The organism is Campylobacter sp. RM16188, from assembly GCF_012978795.1.
Classification (GTDB): Bacteria; Campylobacterota; Campylobacteria; order Campylobacterales; family Campylobacteraceae; genus Campylobacter_A; species Campylobacter_A canis.
Map to the genome: position 1 here is coordinate 80,946 of NZ_LIWQ01000003.1, position 16,478 is coordinate 97,423.

The 16,478-nt window shown below is 36.4% G+C and carries 18 protein-coding genes; 7 read left to right on the forward strand and 11 right to left on the reverse strand.

The genetic code is table 11. From position 1 onward, the window contains the following. Nucleotides 1-31: 31 nt before the first annotated feature. The 3 genes from CDOM16188_RS02435 to nspC all read right to left on the reverse strand — a co-directional run bounded on the left by CDOM16188_RS02435 (nucleotide 32) and on the right by nspC (nucleotide 2,346). Nucleotides 32-211, reverse strand: coding sequence for a twin-arginine translocation signal domain-containing protein (locus CDOM16188_RS02435; RefSeq protein WP_169941191.1), 180 nt, complete (start codon nucleotides 209-211; stop codon nucleotides 32-34). Beyond that, nucleotides 211-927, reverse strand: a complete 717-nt coding sequence (locus CDOM16188_RS02440; protein WP_172198212.1) for a molecular chaperone TorD family protein — start codon at nucleotides 925-927, stop codon at nucleotides 211-213. Before CDOM16188_RS02440 ends, CDOM16188_RS02435 begins: the two co-directional genes overlap by 1 nt. Nucleotides 928-1,206: 279 nt before the next feature. Then, entirely contained in the window at nucleotides 1,207-2,346 is a 1,140-nt protein-coding gene (gene nspC / locus CDOM16188_RS02445) for a carboxynorspermidine decarboxylase (protein ID WP_172198215.1), read from the reverse strand. Nucleotides 2,347-2,437: 91 nt separating this feature from the next. Between nspC and CDOM16188_RS02450 the strand changes: the two genes are divergently transcribed. From CDOM16188_RS02450 to CDOM16188_RS02465, 4 genes are all read left to right on the forward strand, one after another. Further along, nucleotides 2,438-2,665, forward strand: coding sequence for a MoaD/ThiS family protein (locus CDOM16188_RS02450; protein ID WP_172198217.1), 228 nt, complete (start codon nucleotides 2,438-2,440; stop codon nucleotides 2,663-2,665). A gap of 1 nt (nucleotide 2,666) precedes the next feature. After that, nucleotides 2,667-3,101 carry a molybdenum cofactor biosynthesis protein MoaE gene (locus tag CDOM16188_RS02455; protein ID WP_172198219.1) on the forward strand — a complete coding sequence of 145 codons (435 nt, stop codon included), beginning with the start codon at nucleotides 2,667-2,669 and terminating at the stop codon, nucleotides 3,099-3,101. Between the two features lie 127 nt (nucleotides 3,102-3,228). Next, nucleotides 3,229-3,477, forward strand: coding sequence for a hypothetical protein (locus CDOM16188_RS02460; RefSeq protein WP_172198221.1), 249 nt, complete (start codon nucleotides 3,229-3,231; stop codon nucleotides 3,475-3,477). A 5-nt stretch (nucleotides 3,478-3,482) separates the two neighbouring features. Beyond that, nucleotides 3,483-3,794, forward strand: a complete 312-nt coding sequence (locus CDOM16188_RS02465; RefSeq protein WP_172198223.1) for a hypothetical protein — start codon at nucleotides 3,483-3,485, stop codon at nucleotides 3,792-3,794. A gap of 190 nt (nucleotides 3,795-3,984) precedes the next feature. On the opposite strand, the gene yedE is transcribed toward CDOM16188_RS02465, so the two are convergent. After that, the gene (yedE, locus tag CDOM16188_RS02470) at nucleotides 3,985-5,037 is read right to left on the reverse strand and encodes a YedE family putative selenium transporter (RefSeq protein ID WP_172198225.1); all 1,053 of its coding nucleotides are present in this window, start codon (nucleotides 5,035-5,037) and stop codon (nucleotides 3,985-3,987) included. Nucleotides 5,038-5,241: 204 nt separating this feature from the next. On the opposite strand from yedE, the gene CDOM16188_RS02475 reads away from it, so the two are divergent. Then, nucleotides 5,242-6,438: a molybdopterin molybdotransferase MoeA gene (locus CDOM16188_RS02475; RefSeq protein ID WP_172198227.1), complete on the forward strand. Its 1,197-nt coding sequence runs from the start codon at nucleotides 5,242-5,244 to the stop codon at nucleotides 6,436-6,438. 74 nt (nucleotides 6,439-6,512) lie between these two features. Here CDOM16188_RS02475 and CDOM16188_RS02480 read toward each other — a convergent pair whose 3' ends face one another. Together CDOM16188_RS02480 and CDOM16188_RS02485 are read right to left on the reverse strand one after the other, a co-directional pair. Continuing rightward, on the reverse strand, nucleotides 6,513-7,790 hold the full coding sequence (locus tag CDOM16188_RS02480; protein ID WP_216656218.1) for an aminoacetone oxidase family FAD-binding enzyme: 1,278 nt from the start codon (nucleotides 7,788-7,790) through the stop codon (nucleotides 6,513-6,515). A gap of 14 nt (nucleotides 7,791-7,804) precedes the next feature. Then, nucleotides 7,805-9,106, reverse strand: coding sequence for an MFS transporter (locus CDOM16188_RS02485; RefSeq protein WP_172198229.1), 1,302 nt, complete (start codon nucleotides 9,104-9,106; stop codon nucleotides 7,805-7,807). A gap of 234 nt (nucleotides 9,107-9,340) precedes the next feature. Between CDOM16188_RS02485 and rdgB the strand changes: the two genes are divergently transcribed. Then, nucleotides 9,341-9,952 (forward strand): RdgB/HAM1 family non-canonical purine NTP pyrophosphatase, encoded by a 612-nt coding sequence (rdgB, locus tag CDOM16188_RS02490; RefSeq protein ID WP_172198231.1) that lies wholly within the window; start codon nucleotides 9,341-9,343, stop codon nucleotides 9,950-9,952. Here the strand turns inward: rdgB and CDOM16188_RS02495 are convergent. The 4 genes from CDOM16188_RS02495 to CDOM16188_RS02510 all read right to left on the reverse strand — a co-directional run bounded on the left by CDOM16188_RS02495 (nucleotide 9,945) and on the right by CDOM16188_RS02510 (nucleotide 14,177). Continuing rightward, on the reverse strand, nucleotides 9,945-11,309 hold the full coding sequence (locus tag CDOM16188_RS02495) for a hypothetical protein (RefSeq protein WP_172198233.1): 1,365 nt from the start codon (nucleotides 11,307-11,309) through the stop codon (nucleotides 9,945-9,947). The two genes, rdgB and CDOM16188_RS02495, sit on opposite strands and share 8 nt — an antisense overlap. Next, nucleotides 11,293-12,351: a hypothetical protein gene (locus CDOM16188_RS02500; RefSeq protein WP_172198235.1), complete on the reverse strand. Its 1,059-nt coding sequence runs from the start codon at nucleotides 12,349-12,351 to the stop codon at nucleotides 11,293-11,295. Before CDOM16188_RS02500 ends, CDOM16188_RS02495 begins: the two co-directional genes overlap by 17 nt. 107 nt (nucleotides 12,352-12,458) lie before the next feature. After that, nucleotides 12,459-13,616, reverse strand: a complete 1,158-nt coding sequence (locus CDOM16188_RS02505; RefSeq protein WP_367649332.1) for a toxic anion resistance protein — start codon at nucleotides 13,614-13,616, stop codon at nucleotides 12,459-12,461. Nucleotides 13,617-13,625: 9 nt separating this feature from the next. Next, nucleotides 13,626-14,177, reverse strand: a complete 552-nt coding sequence (locus CDOM16188_RS02510) for a hypothetical protein (protein ID WP_172198239.1) — start codon at nucleotides 14,175-14,177, stop codon at nucleotides 13,626-13,628. Between the two features lie 343 nt (nucleotides 14,178-14,520). Here CDOM16188_RS02510 and CDOM16188_RS02515 point away from each other — a divergent pair, with 343 nt between their 5' ends. Continuing rightward, nucleotides 14,521-15,759: a saccharopine dehydrogenase family protein gene (locus tag CDOM16188_RS02515; RefSeq protein ID WP_172198241.1), complete on the forward strand. Its 1,239-nt coding sequence runs from the start codon at nucleotides 14,521-14,523 to the stop codon at nucleotides 15,757-15,759. A gap of 133 nt (nucleotides 15,760-15,892) precedes the next feature. On the opposite strand, the gene CDOM16188_RS02520 is transcribed toward CDOM16188_RS02515, so the two are convergent. Further along, nucleotides 15,893-16,396, reverse strand: coding sequence for a molybdate transport repressor (locus CDOM16188_RS02520; RefSeq protein WP_172198243.1), 504 nt, complete (start codon nucleotides 16,394-16,396; stop codon nucleotides 15,893-15,895). Between the last annotated feature and the right edge of the window lie 82 nt (nucleotides 16,397-16,478).

Genomic DNA, 16,478 nt, shown 5'->3' on the forward strand with positions numbered 1-16,478 from the left:
ATTTTCCTTTTTTAAAATTTCTTAGATTTTATTAGTTTGCTTGTTTATAATAAAATTCCCAAGTTTTGCTTCTTGTATAAAGCACCTCGTTTTTCTTACTCTTTCCGCTTTTTAAATTTGAGCCGGCTGCATATGCCGCCCCTGCGGAAGCTACGGCAACGCTACCTGCAACGCCGAGCTTTTTTAAAAACTCTCGTCTGTTTTTCTCCATCAAATCTCTCCTTGTGATTTTAGTTTTCTAACTCTATTTTTCTCTCGTCTAATCATCTCAGAGCGTGCAAGCCCTGAGCTTTTTTTACTAAGTTCACTATCGTTGATAGGTCTTGGCACATCATAGTAGATTCTTTCAAACTCTATGAAATTTCTAAGCAAAATTGCAACGTCTTTATAGATTTCAGAAGCATCATGCATAAATAGCTTATCGCAAAATTCATCTATGCAAGGGTTTATAATATCTTTAAAAAGCTCAGCCGAAATCTCTTCATACTCGCTTTTTCCACCTATCACTCTTTGTATAAATTCGCTCATAAGCGTAAATACAAACCCTACGCTATCTTCGTTTTCTTTAAATTTCTTCTCATCTCTTCTAATATCCGTTTTTAGAAGCAGTTTTTTGATCTCAACACAGGCGTTTCCGACCTCATAGCCCTCATCATAATACGAAAATGTATTTCTAAGCGGTCTTGGCGGAGAGTGAAATATATCATCATACTCCTGCACTACGTTTTGCGGATTAGGCTTACTAAAATTTAAGCTAAGCCTCATAGCTGCGGCATTTGACTCCTCGTCCAAACTGGCTGTGCTAATAAGCCCAAGCATCTTGCTTACGCCGTCAAACCTATCCTCTTTAAAGCTAAATGCAAAAAGCCTTGAAAACAGCGAATAGTAAAGCGCTCTAGCAGCAGCTATATCAGAAGCGTTCGCCACAAAAAATCCTTTTAAATCATCTAGTCATCGAGCTCTCACGCTTTTTGACAATGAAACTATACTACCAAAAAGCTTAGCTAATATACTTAAAAAAATATAAATTATAAAAATTAAAGTTGCCTTAAATATGCCTTAACAGCATAATGTTTAAATTGCGAATTTTGGGTAATCTTTATAAAAATTTAAGGAGATAGGATATAGTGTATTTTGATAACAACCAAAGCAAAATTTAAACTTTGGCAGTTATCAAAAAATGTTGAATTTGAAAAAATTTAAGGACTAATTTCGTCTTTTATACTCTTCGTAACCAAATTCTCTAAGCGTTTTTATCTCGCCGTCTTTTGTCAAAAGGAGCAAATCAGGCAGCTTAATGCCGTTAAAAGTCGTATTTTTTACGATAGTGTAGTGAATTTGATCTTCAAATATCACTCTATCGCCAATCTTAAGCTCTTCATCAAATTTATATTCGGCATTGCCGGCATCAATTCCGACGATATCGCCTGCAAGACAAGTATTGCCGCCAAAGCGATAGCTAAATTTGCCGTTTTTACTCTCGTTTCTAACGGCGGGTCGATAAGGCATTAGTATAGTATCTGGCATATGCGCTTCTGCGGAAGTATCTAAAATAGCGATATTCTTTTCGTTTTCTACGATATCAAGCACGCTTGAGATCAAAAATCCAGTCTGCCAGCCGACCGCTTCTCCGGGCTCAAGATAGACCTCAACGCCGTATTTTGCACGGAAATTTTTAATCAAATTTACAAGAAGTCGGGCATTGTAATCTTTTCTGGTTATGTGATGTCCGCCGCCGAAATTTATCCATTTCATCTTAGGTATAAACTCGCCGAATTTCTCCTCAAACGCCATAAGCACAGTCTCTAAGCTCTCGGCGCTCTCCTCGCAAAGCGCATGAAAATGAAGTCCCGTGATGCCATCAAGCAGATCCGCTCTAAAATTCTTAGCCGTTATGCCTAAACGGCTAAATCTACCGCATGGATTATACATATCAGTAGGCGCAACCGAACTTTCAGGATTTACTCTAAGTCCGCATTCAACTCCGCTTCTTAAGGCTTTATCTTTAAATTTTTGCCACTGATTAAAGCTATTAAAAACCACATGCTTTGAGATAGCCAAAATTTCATCAAATTCCTCATCTTTAAAGGCCGGGCTGTATGTGTGAATTTCGCCTTTTACAAAATCATTTGCAAATTTCGCCTCATGAAGTCCGCTGCAAGTGGCTCCATCAAGATACTCGCTTACGATATCCATCACTCCGCTTAATGCAAAGCCTTTAAGGGCTACTAAAATTTTAGCTCCGCTTTCATCTTTAACACGCTTTAAAAGCTCTAAATTTTTACGCAACAAAGCCTCTTCGCAAACATAAGCCGGAGTTTTTACGGTATTTAAAATTTCATTCATTTTTATCTCTGGTTTTATAAATTTTTGATTATAAGTATATCCAAATTTAATAATTTTAAGTAAAATGGCGAAAATTTTAAAAAGGATATTTATGGTAGAGGTTGAATTCTTAGGACCTATAAAATTTGAAAACATAAAGCTTGAAGCCTCAAATTTGGGCGAGCTAAAGGACGCTTTAAAAGGCTATCATGAGCTTGAGCTTAGCGAGTGGCTTAAAATTTGCGCAGTAGCCGTAAATGACGAGATAATTAGCGAGCTTAGCACTCCTCTTAAAGACGGGGATAGAATTTCTATCTTACCGCCTGTTTGCGGAGGCTGATATGCAAATTTATGAAGGAAGTTTGGACGTAAATCAAATCACAAATTCTTGGTACGATGAGTTTAAGGATAAAAACTGCGGAGCTTTGATAACTTTTGTGGGTATCGTGCGCGAAGAATGCGGTATAAGCGCGCTTAGCTTTGATATATATGAGCCGATTTTAGCTAAATGGCTAAAAAAATGGGAAGAAAAAGCCGCAAAAGAAAACGCTTATGTCCTCTTTGCTCACTCAAAGGGCGATGTAGCGGTACATACAAGCTCGTATGTAGCAGGAGTCGTAAGCCCTCAAAGAAAGGTGGCGCTAATGCTAATCAACGAATTTGTCGAGGACTTTAAAGCAAACGCTCCTATCTGGAAATATGACGTGATAAACGGCGAGAGAATTTACGCTAAAGAGCGAAGTCAAGAGATAAAAGGTGCAGGGCTTTTGGCTTAAAATTAAAAAATTTAAAAGCTAAGCTCTTTGGCTTAGCTTATTCAAAAAACTACACTCAAATTTTACTTTCAATAAATTTTAGATCAACCAAGATGGTATAATTAACAAAAAATTAAGGAGTAAGCAGATGAAGAAGATAGTTTTACTTAGCTTAATGGCAGTCGGTTTGGTTTTTGGAGCGCAAGCTGGAGAAAAAGCGGAGCAGGATTTTTGCAATAGAATAAAAATTTACCCTAAAATCAATATGAAAGCTGGAGAGTGTGAATTCAAAGACGGTAAATATATTTTACACTGGGGTTCAGATTTTAAAAAAAAAGGGGGGGGTATAGAAATAAAGAGGCTTTTGATACAGCAAAAGAGAGAAGCGACTTTATAAAGCGTATGGATTTATTAGGTAAAACGCCAGGCTATGATATGCCGGGCGGAAAAGGTAGTATGGAAAAAATAATCGGCACGAAATACGTAACTTTTGAGGGAAATAGCGAAAGTGGTATGACCGCAGAAGAGCATAAGCTATCAAAGGCGAAAGAAACCTACAAAGAGGCAGTAAAGGAAGAGGCAGAGGCTAGGGCAGAATACGAGATCAGCCCTACCGATGAAAACAAAGTTAAGCTAGACGAAGCAAAAGTAAAGCTGGATAGTGCTAAAGGACAGCTGGAGCAGGCTAAACAAAAAGCAGAAAAGAAGAAGTAAATCCAAAATTCATCAAGTATAAATTTAGCAAAGTATTTAAAGACACAATGCTTTACGACTGCGCTTTTAACTTAATCTTAGACGGCTTGAGCGTAGTTTGGATAATTTTAGCGGGGTGCGATATGAGAGTATTAAAATACATGATTAAGCACCCGGCTAAAATGATTTAAAGTCCTTTTGGTATGACAATTTACCTTTTAAAAAGCCCGACATAAACGGCAAAAACAAACCCCGCTATCACGGCATAAGGCGCATTTGCGGTTATTCCGCTTGGAGAGCTTGTCAGCATAAAGTTATGAGCAAAAGCAGCTCCCGTCATCATCCCAATAACAAATATAACAGAGTTTAAATTTCCCGTTCCCATCTGCACTAAATGCTTGCCCGGACACCCTTCGCTAAGGCTAAAGCAAAGCCCCGCAAGCGCCATTCCTAAAAAATTCCATATATAGTCATTGTGCGCGATAGGCTGATCTTCAAAGCCGAATTTATACTGCCCAAGGGCTAAATTTGCAACGCTTGCAAAAAATATAATACTAAGCAGCCCTGCAAACATAGAAAAATCGCCCTTGTAGATGTGCCCTATCGCTCCTACGCTGCAAAATTTGCTCTTATGCATCAAAATTCCTATCAAAACTCCCGCACCAAGCGATATCCAAACGGCTGCGTGCATTGAGCCGGGACCCTTTACAGAGGCAAAAAGCGCACCGCTTTCGCCCGCTTTAAAGCCAAATATCAACGCAGCAAATAAAGCCACGGCAATAACCACAGGCAAAATTCCAAATGCCTTGCTAGTAACTGCTCCGCCATCAAGCTTGTAACCCAATTTCTTAAACATCACTCCAAAGCTAACTCCTACTATAAGTCCGCCAAGGCCTGCCAGTGCGCTTAAATCGCCTCCGCCAAGACGCAAAAACGCCCTCCATGGGCAACCAAGAAATACAAGACATCCGATCATCGCAAAAACGCCCAAGAAAAAGCGCAAAAACGGCGAGGATCCCGTAACAGGAGCAAATTCTTTCGTCCAAAGCACGCTTGCTATAAACCCGCCTATGACAAGTCCCATGATCTCGGGACGCATATACTGCACGACGCTTGCTCTGTGAAACCCAAGCGAGCCCGTTATATCGCGCAAGAAGCAAGCTGCACATACGCCCATGTTGCCTGGATTGCCAAAAAATACAAGAAGAGCTGCCACCACGCCAAGCGCTCCGCCGGCTACGATTTGCCATTTTAAAGTGTTCATGAAATTTCCTTGAGGATAGGTAAAATCAGCCTGATTTCTTAAACTTTATTTTAGCTTGTGAAAAATAAAAAGGTGATAAATTCCATAGCCATTTAAGGCTAAGATGATAAAATATGCAAAATTTGCGCTTTGCGTAAATCAACTCGTTATTTAAGACAAAAACGAGGTTCTAAGACTATTAATGCGACCGCCGGAAGGAAAAAAATGAAAGAATTTATGAGCTATGAAGCAAGCTTGGACATACTGCGCTCCACGATCACGCCTTGGGATAAGATTCAAAAAGTAGCCATTACCGAAGCGCTTGATCGCCATATCGCCACAGATGTAGTTGCAGCCGATAACTACCCGCCAAAACCGACTTCGGCTATGGACGGATATGCGTTTGCTTGGAGTGAAAATTTAAATGAGCTTGAGCTTATCACCGACCTTCCGGCAGGAACCGATAAGGGCATAAACGTAAGCGGCACAAAATGCGTAAAAACCTTCACGGGCTCGCTTATGAGCGAAGGAACTGATACTCTTATACCTGTCGAAAACGTCGAAGTAGCAGGCTCTAAAATAATTATAAAAAAGCCCGTAAAAAAGGGCTTTGCCGTGCGAGAAGTGGGCGAAAGCTATAAAAAAGGCGAAATTTTAATCAAAAAAGGCACCAAAATCAGCTACGCAGAAATTGCATTAATGGCCGAACTTGGGATGTTTCACATAAGCGTATTTGTGCGTCCTAGAGTTGCGATACTGGCTACAGGAAGCGAGATAAGAGATCTTGGCGAGCCGCTTTTAAACCCTGCTCAAATTCACAGCTCAAACCATATAGCAATCGCCCAAATGGTACGCAAAATGGGTGCCGAGCCGATCATCTGCGAAATCGCAAAAGATAATGCAAACACCGTAAAAACAGCCATCATCAATGCCTTAAAAAGTGCAGATGTGCTGGTAACCACGGGTGGAGTCAGCATGGGGGATTACGACTTCGTAAAAGGCGCGCTGAATGAAAATTTTAAACTAATAATAGATGGAGCGGCGATTAAACCGGGCAGACATATAAAAGTAGCAAAAAGTGAAGATAAATACATATTTGCGCTTCCCGGATTTCCGTATTCGGCGATGGTTATGTGCGTGCTTTACGTGCGAGTTTTGATAAATTTGTGGTTTAATCTGCCCGAGCCAAAAATAACTGCGATAATGGATGAAGATTATAAAAAACGCTCTCCGTTTTTGGAATTTACGGCTGCAAATTTAGTAAATCGCGACGGCAAAATTTACCTAAATTTAGAGGGCAAGAAGCTTGGAAGCTCCGCGATCGTAAATAACCTACTAAATGACGCCGCGCTTTTAATCATCCCAAAAGAGACCGAATTTATCGCTCGTGGCGAAGTAGTCGAAGTTCTAAAGATGGTTTAATAAAATTTTGCGCGAGGTTAAATTTGGCTCTTGCGCAAATTTGCTTGAAATTAATTTTTGGATTTCAAAAGACTCTATGGAAGTCTTAAATTTAAATGATTGGCTAAAATTTTCGCGCTTGTAAAAGCAAAATGCAAATTATATCCCCCAAGCATGCCCGTAACGTCTAAAACCTCGCCGATGAAGTATAGGTTTTTAACGCTTTTACACTCAAAATTTTCATCTATTTCATCTGTGCTAACGCCGCCTTTAGTAACTTCTGCGCGTTCAAATCCAAAGGTTCCCGCAGGTGCAAACGGATAATCAAACAACTTTAAAATTTTAGCCTTTTGTTCTTCGTTATATTCGCCAAAAGCCCTATCCTCTAGCTCGTTTGCCTTTAAAAATTCAAGCGTAAATCGCCTTGGAAGCGGCAAAATCGTAGAAAGTTGCTTTTTTGTACGGCTTAAACATCTCGTATCAAAATTCGGTAAAAAATTGATCCTAACAGCGCCTTTGCTCCAAAACAAAGATGCGCTTAATACGGCAGGTCCGCTAATGCCTTTGTGAGTAAATAAAACGTCCGCGCTAAATTTTCGCTCGCTTAAAGCCGTTTTTTTATCTGAATTTGGCTTATCTTGGTCTTTAAATTTTAAACCTAATATATTTTTTGTATTTAAAGAAATTTCGGCATTTAGGCTAACACCGCTTAAATTTTTAAACCAAAATTCATCCTTTTGAACCGTAAAACCGACTAAAGCCGGAGCGGTTTTGGTTACTTGCAAGCCGAAATTTTGAGCGACAAGATAGCCTATATCGCTTGCACCAAGAGCTTTATAACTAAGTCCGCCGCTTGCTACTACAAGACTTTTGGCTCTAAATTTCTGCCCGTTGTGGGTTAAAATTTCAAAAATTTCATTTTGGGATTTTGACAAGTCGCCACAAACGCCGGCTTCGCAATTTTTAGAATTTGAAATTTTAGCAGCACTCTTTACATCGCAGTTATAAAATATCTTCGCTTTGTTTTGCTCACACGATCTTAAAAGCACTCCCAAAACGTCTCTGGCGGAGCTTGAACAAAAAAATTGATTTTGCTTTATCTCTTTAAATTTAAGCTCTGCGAAGAATTCAAGCACATCGCGAAAACTCAAATTTAAAAGCGCTTTAGCGATAAATTCTTCATCGCCAAGATAGTTTTGTGAGCTTATGTAGCGGTTTGTGATGTTGCATTTGCCTCCGCCGCTTGCTAGAATTTTTTTGCCTGCGCAGGAGTTTTTTTCTAAGATCGCAACTTCCAGTCCGTGTAAATTTGAGGCTAAAAACAGTCCGCTAGCGCCTGCTCCGATAATTAAAACATCGTAAATTTTACTCAAATTAAAACCAAAATTTAGTTTTTGATCCTATCAAATAAGGCGGCTTCATCTATCATTTTAGAGTTGTATTTGATAACATAGTTGTTTGCGGTTTTGTAGCACTCAACGACTTCGTCGAAATTTGAAATAGCCTCTAAATTTACGTTATCCTCAAGCCCAAAATAGATATTTTTAAAAATAACGGGATTGTCAAGCCATCTTAAAAGCACAAGCCAGATCACGCAAAGCACGATAAAAACGATGCAAAGCACGTTTAAATCATAATATTTCAGCAAGGCCCCCGCCCCTATGCCGCCTATGAAAGTTCCCATAAAGCCAGAAGAGTTAAACACACCAAGAGCGGCTCCTTTTTCGCTTACTTTGGCAAATTTTGAAGCGATTGACTGCATGATAGGCTCGTGAAGGTTAAACCCTACGAAAAACAGCACAACGCCGATACAAAACACAAGCGTGCTTTTTGCCAATGCAAAAAAGAGATAAGAGGCTATGAAAAATACAACTCCTACTACCAAAAGATGCTTGCCAAGACCTCTTTTTTCGCCTATTGCTCCGCCAAGCCCCATCGCGATGAAACCAAACACGGTAGAAACTGCGTAAATTTTCCAAAGCTCGTCTTTAGAACCTCCAAAATCATGCACTAAAACGACCGGAATAATGAAAAAAGCCACAGACATAAGCATTTTTTGCATGAAATTTGTTAGATTCATCAAAAATAAATTTCTATTTGATATGAGCTTAAAAAATGGCGTTTTCTCTTCATAATGCTGAATTTTAGGGTCTTTTGGCACAGCAGTATATAAAAGCACTATACAAAACGCAGTAAGCGCCGCACTTAAATAAAAGAGGCTTGAAAGACCAAATTTCGCACTCATGCTAGGAGCTATCAGCATCGAAAGAGCGAAACTTACGCCGATAAATACGCCCATTATCGCCATAGCTTTGCCTCTAACTTCTTCTTTTGTATTATCGCTTATCATCGCGGTAGCAACGCCCCCGATAGCGCCCACACCCTGTATAAAACGTCCCAAAATCATCGTGTAGATATCGGTTGCCTGCGCGCAGATTAAAGCTCCGATGATAAAGATCACAAGCCCTAGACAAAGAGTGATCTTGCGCCCGAATTTGTCCGAAAAATAGCCAAAAGGTATCTGAAAAATCACCTGAGTTAGCGCATAAACGCCTATTAAAACTCCTACAAAAAATTCGCTTGAGTGTTCAAGCTCCAAAGCATAAACGCTGATAACAGGCAGTATGATAAATATCCCAAAAAATCTGCTTCCGATGATAAAAGACAGAGGCAAAACGCTTTTTAACATAAAATTTCCTTGATATAAAAGAGTGATTTTACCCTAGATAGGCTTAAATTTTTTATCAAAATTAGCTAAAATATGAAAAATTTTGCCGATTGCTATAGCCTACTTGCAGGAGGATAAAATTTAAATTAAGCCTTGAAATTTCGCGTAAATTTGAGCGATTTACCGTACTCGCACGGCCAATAAAAGGCTAAATTTATAATACGCCAAAAGATAAGTCGCAAAAAGGATAAAAAAGTGAAAATAGTTCTAGCTACGTCTAACAAAGGCAAGGTTAAAGAGATAAAAGATTTCTTAAAAGAGTATGAAATTTACTCGCTTAACGAGATTTGCGAGCCTTTTGATATAGCTGAAGACGGGACGAGCTTTAAAGAAAATGCGCTTATCAAGGCAAGAGCCGTTTATAATAAAATTTGCGAGCTAAATTTGCAGGATGAATTTATAGCTCTAAGCGATGATAGCGGCATTAGCGTTGATGCGCTCGGCGGAAAGCCCGGAATTTACTCGGCCAGATTTAGCGAGCTTGCAACGAACGAGGCAAACAGAGCCAAACTGATATCCGAACTAAAAGCGCTAAATTTACCTAGCTCACGCGCTTACTACACCGCTTGTATCGCGATAGCTAGTAAATTTGGGGAATTCAGCGCGCATGGTTTTATGCACGGAACTGCGCTTACCGAAGAAAGAGGTGAAAACGGCTTTGGCTATGATGCGCTATTTATACCAAACGGCTTTGATAAAACTCTTGGCGAGCTTGATGATAAGATAAAGCTTGAAATTTCTCACCGATCAAAAGGGCTTGAGCTAATTAAATTTGTGCTAAGAAGCATTGAGAGGAAATTTAATTAGTCTCTATCAAATTATTAAAATTATGTTCGCTTAACTTTAGATCGGCTCTAATTTTTAAAAAAATTGCTTCATAGTTTCTAGTGTCAGAAAATTTGATGACTTTACTATTTACTATTTGAGGATGAGTAGAAACGGCATAGCTAGTCCTTCCACCAACTAAAACTCCACCATCTAAAGCAGGAGATAAAACATTGACGACAGGATCTTCTCCGATGTTATGCATATCTTTTTGATCTATAATTTTTCCGTTGTTATCTAGCTCAATCATTTTTACAAAATTCCTGCCTTTTTCTTCAGTGTTTATAGCAACTAAAACATTGTCTTTCCTGTATTTGGCTAATGAAAATGCAAATGCTCTGCCACTTTTACTTTCAAAAATTTGCTTTTCCCAAATGACTTTACCGCCGCTTGCTATATTCATTATATTAATGCTTTTTGAATTTTTTAGAACTTTAGAAAACAGCACATTTAAAGAACCATCACTCATCTCAATCATATCATAAAAATATTCATCGTTTTCATCATGCTGAATGTTAAAAAGCATTTTGCCATTCATATCAAATTTAAATATTCTTAAATTTCTAACAGCCAAAATAAAATTTCTGTCTTTAGTCTTTATGATCTTTTTAATCACATCTGCAGGTCTTGTATGCTCAACTACGGTTGCATCTTTATTTAAATCTTTTGGGTCAGAAATATACTCATAATGAATATCTTCAGGGATATGCGATGCATCAATATTTTTTTGCCAAATAATTTCTCCGTCTTTACCAAATCTATAAAGTTTATTATGATAGTCGCATGCTAAAATTTCATCGTTGTTTATTGATATTGCTTTTTTTAATACATAAGGAAACTTTTTAACAATCTGATGACTGTATTTATCTATCATATAGGCATCTTCTTCATGACTCAGTATAAAATGCCGCCCTATCTTTACAGCAGCTAAACTTAAAATTCCTGAAATATTTTTTGTAAATTTTTTATTCCAAATTTCTTGTCCGCTTTCGTCTACTTCTACAAAAAAAGCAGGACGACTATCAAGTTTATGCTCTCCTGCTATCAAATATCCATTATCGGTTTTAACAATATCAACAATGGATACAAAGTTATTTTTAGCAAATGGCAGCCCCCAAAGAGGTTTCGGTTTTTCATAGCTCTTATTAAGAGGCTCTTTTATAATTTCTGTTTTTATCTCAGTTATAACTTTTGCTTCTTTAGGCTTTTGTCTTATATCTAATTTTTCTCCAAAATTATAAAATACAATAGACAAAACAATAATAATTAAAGATAAAAATACAAATATTTTATCAGCAAATATCTTGTTTGGGTCATTGTATTTATCTTTGATAAACACCTATAAATCCTTCAAATTTCACTTCAGTAGAAACTATCATATATTTTTCATCCGGAGATAAGAGCATTACGACATCTTCTGCCTCAGGAGCATTGCGCTTTATCATCCTAATCGGCTCTAGCTCATTGCTCAAATTTACTATATCTACACCTGATAAATTTATACTATTTTTACCACCTCTACTGATAGCCAGATAAGCCTTGTGCCTATCTTTTGATACATCAAAGTTATATAATCTACCATCTGCAATGTATTTACCCAGTGGTTTTATAATACCGAATTCACTGATATCGTAAACATCTAAACTTTCAAGCTTGTTCATATAAAGTCGTTTTTTATCTTCTGAAATTTTAATGCTTATGATGGCTCCGGCGCCCTTTTTACTTGCAACTTTTTTGATATTTTTTGGATCGCTTATATCAAACATATATAAACCTTCAAAGTCAGACATAAAAATATACTTATCAGAATATATAGCTATATCGCCCTTTTCTATAGGAGCGGCACCACGAAAACCTTTAAACTCTCCGACTTTTTGCATAGATCCTTTAGATAAATCAAGTATAGCCATACCGTCAATAGTTTTAATAAAAGCTAAATTTTCATCATTGCTTAATTTGATTCTAAAACAACCTTTCATATCAAATTTTGCAATTACTTTTATATTTTTAAAATCTCTAATATCAAGCTTTAAAACTCCGATATTAGGGCTTACGACATATAAACTTTGTCCATCTTTACTCTCGGCTATGTCAATATCTTCAACATAATGCTTTGCTTCGGGAAAATAAAAAAGTCCAAGCAACTTGATTTTTTCTATATTTGATATATCTATGATGCTTATACCGTCTCTATCATGCCCCAAAGTGAATAATCTTTTTTTGTCATTAGATATTTTCATATCACGAACTTCAAATGGAATTTGAATTACGCCGCCTATAGAGTCCTGTCTGTAGATAGTAGCATCCGAGCTTTTGATCTCTTTTATTTGAACTTCTTTTATTACTTTTACGATAGGCTCATTTTTTTCTTCGACATTCAAATATTTCAGATAAATAAATACAAAAGGAACAAAAATCAGTATTAAGCTAAGATATACTGTAATTTTTTTCTTTTGTCTATTATTTGGATCCAGCATATAAATTCCTATCACATATCCATCAAAAATGATTCTTTGATGGCTTCATTTTTTTGGCTATTTTTTATCTTTTCATCAAGCTTTAAAGTAACTTCTTTTAGCGCTTTAACTTCATTTTTTACTTTTTTTAATGCTTCTGATTTAAGGCTATCCATTTTACTCATAGCTTCATCTATTTGTGTAAATGCTTGCTTTAGCACTTCTATATCAAGAGTCCCGCTTGAAGACATCTCATATACATCAACTGCTTGAGAGTTCATTCTTTTGGCATTTTCAAGCAAAATTTCATTTGCAAGTGTTTTTGTTTTTTCGGCTGTCTGTATGACATTTTTTTGATTTTCTAAAGATACGGCTAGAGCAACACCTATCTCTATCGCCCTTTTAGTGACTAATTTTACATTTGAGATATTATCTATAAGCTCCCAGTTTGTATTTATTATAAAATCACTTGACAATAATCCTTGCTGAGTAACAGCTAAAATTTCATATATACTTCTTGTTTTTTTATTTAAATTGAGCAAAACATTATTCTCGTAAAATTCTCTTTCTTTTGGTTCTAATTTCAATAAATTTTGCTCTATGGCTTTAATAATTTTTTCGAACACAATAGCTTTTTTTTGAAGACTTATTGCTCTATTTTTATAATACTCTTTGTCATCTTGCAATATAGCATTATCCTGCCTCAAAACTTGCTCACCGTCTTCTATATGAGATAGTGTCTCATTTATTACATCTTTTGAATTTTGAAATTTCTTTAAGTATCTATTGATAGGTTTTCCGATAAATGGCATAGAAGATAGAAAATTATTTTTACTAAAATCAAATTTATAAGGATTTATCTCCACGAGTTCTTCGTTTAGTTTAGTCAAAGAACGACTTATGCTTTGAGTTTGATCACTTTCTATACTATCAAGCTTGCCAAATTTAGTCATAAGTAAAGATGATGAATTTTCAAGCTGTTTGACATCATCAATTGTGATATTTTCTAATATCTCTCTAATATGTGAAGAGTCTTTTCCTGATAAAAATTCCAACAACTCCACAGCCTTATTGGATATTTTTTCTTCATCTTCTTTACTTAAATCATTTTTAAAAATAAGCTTATCTTCATCTATAAAAACATTTAAGTCATTACTTTTTAGAGTGTCTACTACAAGATCATTTTGCACCATATCTCCTTATTTTTTATTCATATTTTTCAAAATTTCAAGCATTCTTTCAAGTTGCATTTTTATAGATACAACTTCCTTATTATTCTCGCTTTTTACACTAAGTTCGTTTATATAACTATCAAGCAAATTTAGCAATGTATCGTTTTGATCTTTATTTTTCTTAATTTCTTGCAAAATGTTATTTTTCTGTACTAAACTACTTAAAGCACTTACTCCTTTTTCAAGGCTTTTTATAAGACTCAAATTATCAATATACAAAAATAGAGTTTTGTTGATAAGAGTTAAAATTCTAGTTGATGCTAAGCTTTGTTTTGCAAAATTTTTATTTACGAAAATTTGCACAGCCTCAATCTTCTTAAAAATATTTTCATCTTGTGATAGATCAAAATCTTTAACAACTCTAGCTTCAAAAAGATGAAATTTCTCTTTTTCTCTTTCAAATTTAAATTGCTCTTTGGTATTTATAAAACTAATATAGAATGCAAAAAACCACACTATGCAAAGACCAAAAAGTACGGTAAAAACATCCTTTTGAAATGAAGACCACTCAAAAAACAAAAGTGCTAATATAAAACTGTATAAAGAAGCAAAAACAGCCAAAAATGAGTAGAAAAAATAAGGTTTTTTCCTTAGAAAATATAGTATTTGTTCAGACATTTTATCAACTTTGAATTTAAAATTTTTAATTGTAATTGTATCTAAAAAATATAAAATTACTTTTTTAATAGTTATAGTTGACTATTAATGTCATGAAATTTAACTTAAAATGATTTTTAAGTTAAATTTTCAAATTTTAATATAGCAATTTATTAAAAATATCTTCTTCTGCAACTTTAAGTCTTATCTTACATTACATAATTTTTTGATAAAATCAAAATAAATTTCAAAACTAAGGAAAAACATGGCACATATTTTAATTATCGGAGCCGGCGGAGTAAGCCAAGTGGCAACCGTAAAATGCGCGATGAATAGTGATGTATTTACAACTATCACGCTTGCAAGCCGTACAAAGAGCAAATGCGACGCTATAGCAAAATTTATCAAAGAGCGCCTTGGGGTTACGATAAATACGGCTCAAATCGACGCTGATGATACCGATGCGGTTGTAGATCTCATTAAACAAACCAAAGCCGATCTGCTACTAAACGTGGCGCTTCCGTATCAGGATTTGACACTTATGGACGCTTGCGTAAAAGCTAAAATTCCTTACATAGACACCGCAAACTACGAGCATCCCGATACTGCGAAATTTGAATACAAACTCCAATGGGCAAAAGACGGCGACTTTAAAAACGCAGGAACGATGGCGCTTCTTGGAAGCGGATTTGATCCAGGCGTAACAAACGTATTTTGCGCCTATGCACAGCAAAATTTGTTCGATGAAATCCACGAGATAGACATCCTAGACTGCAACGCAGGTGATCACGGATATCCTTTTGCGACGAATTTCAACCCTGAGATAAACCTGCGCGAAGTTAGCTCAAAGGGCAGGTATTGGGAAAAAGACGAAAGCGGCGAAGGCAAATGGATAGAAACCGAGCCTATGGAGATAATGTTTAAGTGGGACTACCCGAAAATCGGCGTAAAAGACAGCTACCTGCTATATCACGAAGAGCTTGAGAGCCTAGTTAAAAACATCAAAGGACTTAAGAGAATTCGCTTCTTTATGACTTTTGGACAAAGCTATCTAACTCACATGAAATGCCTTGAAAATGTCGGCATGCTGCGCATAGACGAGGTTGAGCATAACGGAATGAAGATAGTGCCTATCCAGTTTTTAAAAACCTTGCTTCCAGACCCTGCCAGCCTTGGCGCAAGAACAAAAGGCAAGACAAACATCGGCTGCGTCATAAGAGGCATAAAAGACAGCAAAGAGCGCCAAGTCTATATCTATAACGTATGCGATCATGAAGAGTGTTATAAAGAGACGGGCGCGCAAGCCGTTAGCTACACGACGGGAGTTCCTGCTATGATAGGCTCTATGATGGTTGCTAAAGGAATTTGGAATGGCAAAGGTGTATTTAATATGGAAGAATTTGACGCCAAACCGTTTATGGATGAGCTTATGAAGCAAGGTTTGCCATGGGAGATAATAGAGATGAAACCCGGCGAGAGATATGAGGTTGAGAGAAAAATATAACCCACAAAATATTTTATAAATATATCGCGCAGTGTATTTATTGCTACCAAACGAAGCACACTGCGCCTATTTAATATTCTGTACTAAAACTAAATTCTAAACATTGATTGATTTTAATATAATTAAGATTTATCTAGCTTTTATTTTTAATTTTTCTTGTCGCTTCGGATTCTTCTTGAGGGTTTAAAATTTGCAACTTCTCTCTTAAAAGATTAAAAATTTCATATTTTGATTTTTCGTATTTATCTAAGATTATTGCGTCGTTTTCACCGATTGGCTGGATAAGCCCGTCAGCGGCCTCTCTATCAAGCTTTCCTCTTTTAAATTTCACGTTTAAAACCTGAATATCTCGCTTTTTATCCACAACGCGAGTGCTGATCTCATCGATATCTTTAAAATAAAATTTATGCTGTTTAGAACCCTTTTTCACGCCAAATCCGTCATCAAAAATTTCTATAAAGCTCTCTTGAACTATCTTTTTCACGCAAAAAACGGCACATACTAAAGTTACTATCATGGTAAAAATCGCAGAAGCCGCAAGTTCATAATAAACATATCCTAAAAAACCAGCCGCAAATAGCAAAACCGACATGATAAGCGATCCTATAGCGCCCTTTTTATTCTCTTTTATCTGCATATTTTTCCTTTTTGTTTCAAAAATTTCGTACCTAAAAGCTAAAAATTTAAAAATGATTATATCAGAACAAGCCCAAATTTAA

Coding starts and splice junctions, on each gene's coding strand:
- CDOM16188_RS02450 (WP_172198217.1), top strand. CDS start 2,438: ATGGTAGAGGTTGAATTCTTAGGACCTATAAAATTTGAAAACATAAAG.
- CDOM16188_RS02520 (WP_172198243.1), bottom strand. CDS start 16,396: ATGCAGATAAAAGAGAATAAAAAGGGCGCTATAGGATCGCTTATCATG.
- nspC (WP_172198215.1), bottom strand. CDS start 2,346: ATGAATGAAATTTTAAATACCGTAAAAACTCCGGCTTATGTTTGCGAA.
- CDOM16188_RS02515 (WP_172198241.1), top strand. CDS start 14,521: ATGGCACATATTTTAATTATCGGAGCCGGCGGAGTAAGCCAAGTGGCA.
- CDOM16188_RS02460 (WP_172198221.1), top strand. CDS start 3,229: ATGAAGAAGATAGTTTTACTTAGCTTAATGGCAGTCGGTTTGGTTTTT.
- yedE (WP_172198225.1), bottom strand. CDS start 5,037: ATGAACACTTTAAAATGGCAAATCGTAGCCGGCGGAGCGCTTGGCGTG.
- CDOM16188_RS02475 (WP_172198227.1), top strand. CDS start 5,242: ATGAAAGAATTTATGAGCTATGAAGCAAGCTTGGACATACTGCGCTCC.
- CDOM16188_RS02455 (WP_172198219.1), top strand. CDS start 2,667: ATGCAAATTTATGAAGGAAGTTTGGACGTAAATCAAATCACAAATTCT.
- CDOM16188_RS02465 (WP_172198223.1), top strand. CDS start 3,483: ATGGATTTATTAGGTAAAACGCCAGGCTATGATATGCCGGGCGGAAAA.
- CDOM16188_RS02435 (WP_169941191.1), bottom strand. CDS start 211: ATGGAGAAAAACAGACGAGAGTTTTTAAAAAAGCTCGGCGTTGCAGGT.
- CDOM16188_RS02485 (WP_172198229.1), bottom strand. CDS start 9,106: ATGTTAAAAAGCGTTTTGCCTCTGTCTTTTATCATCGGAAGCAGATTT.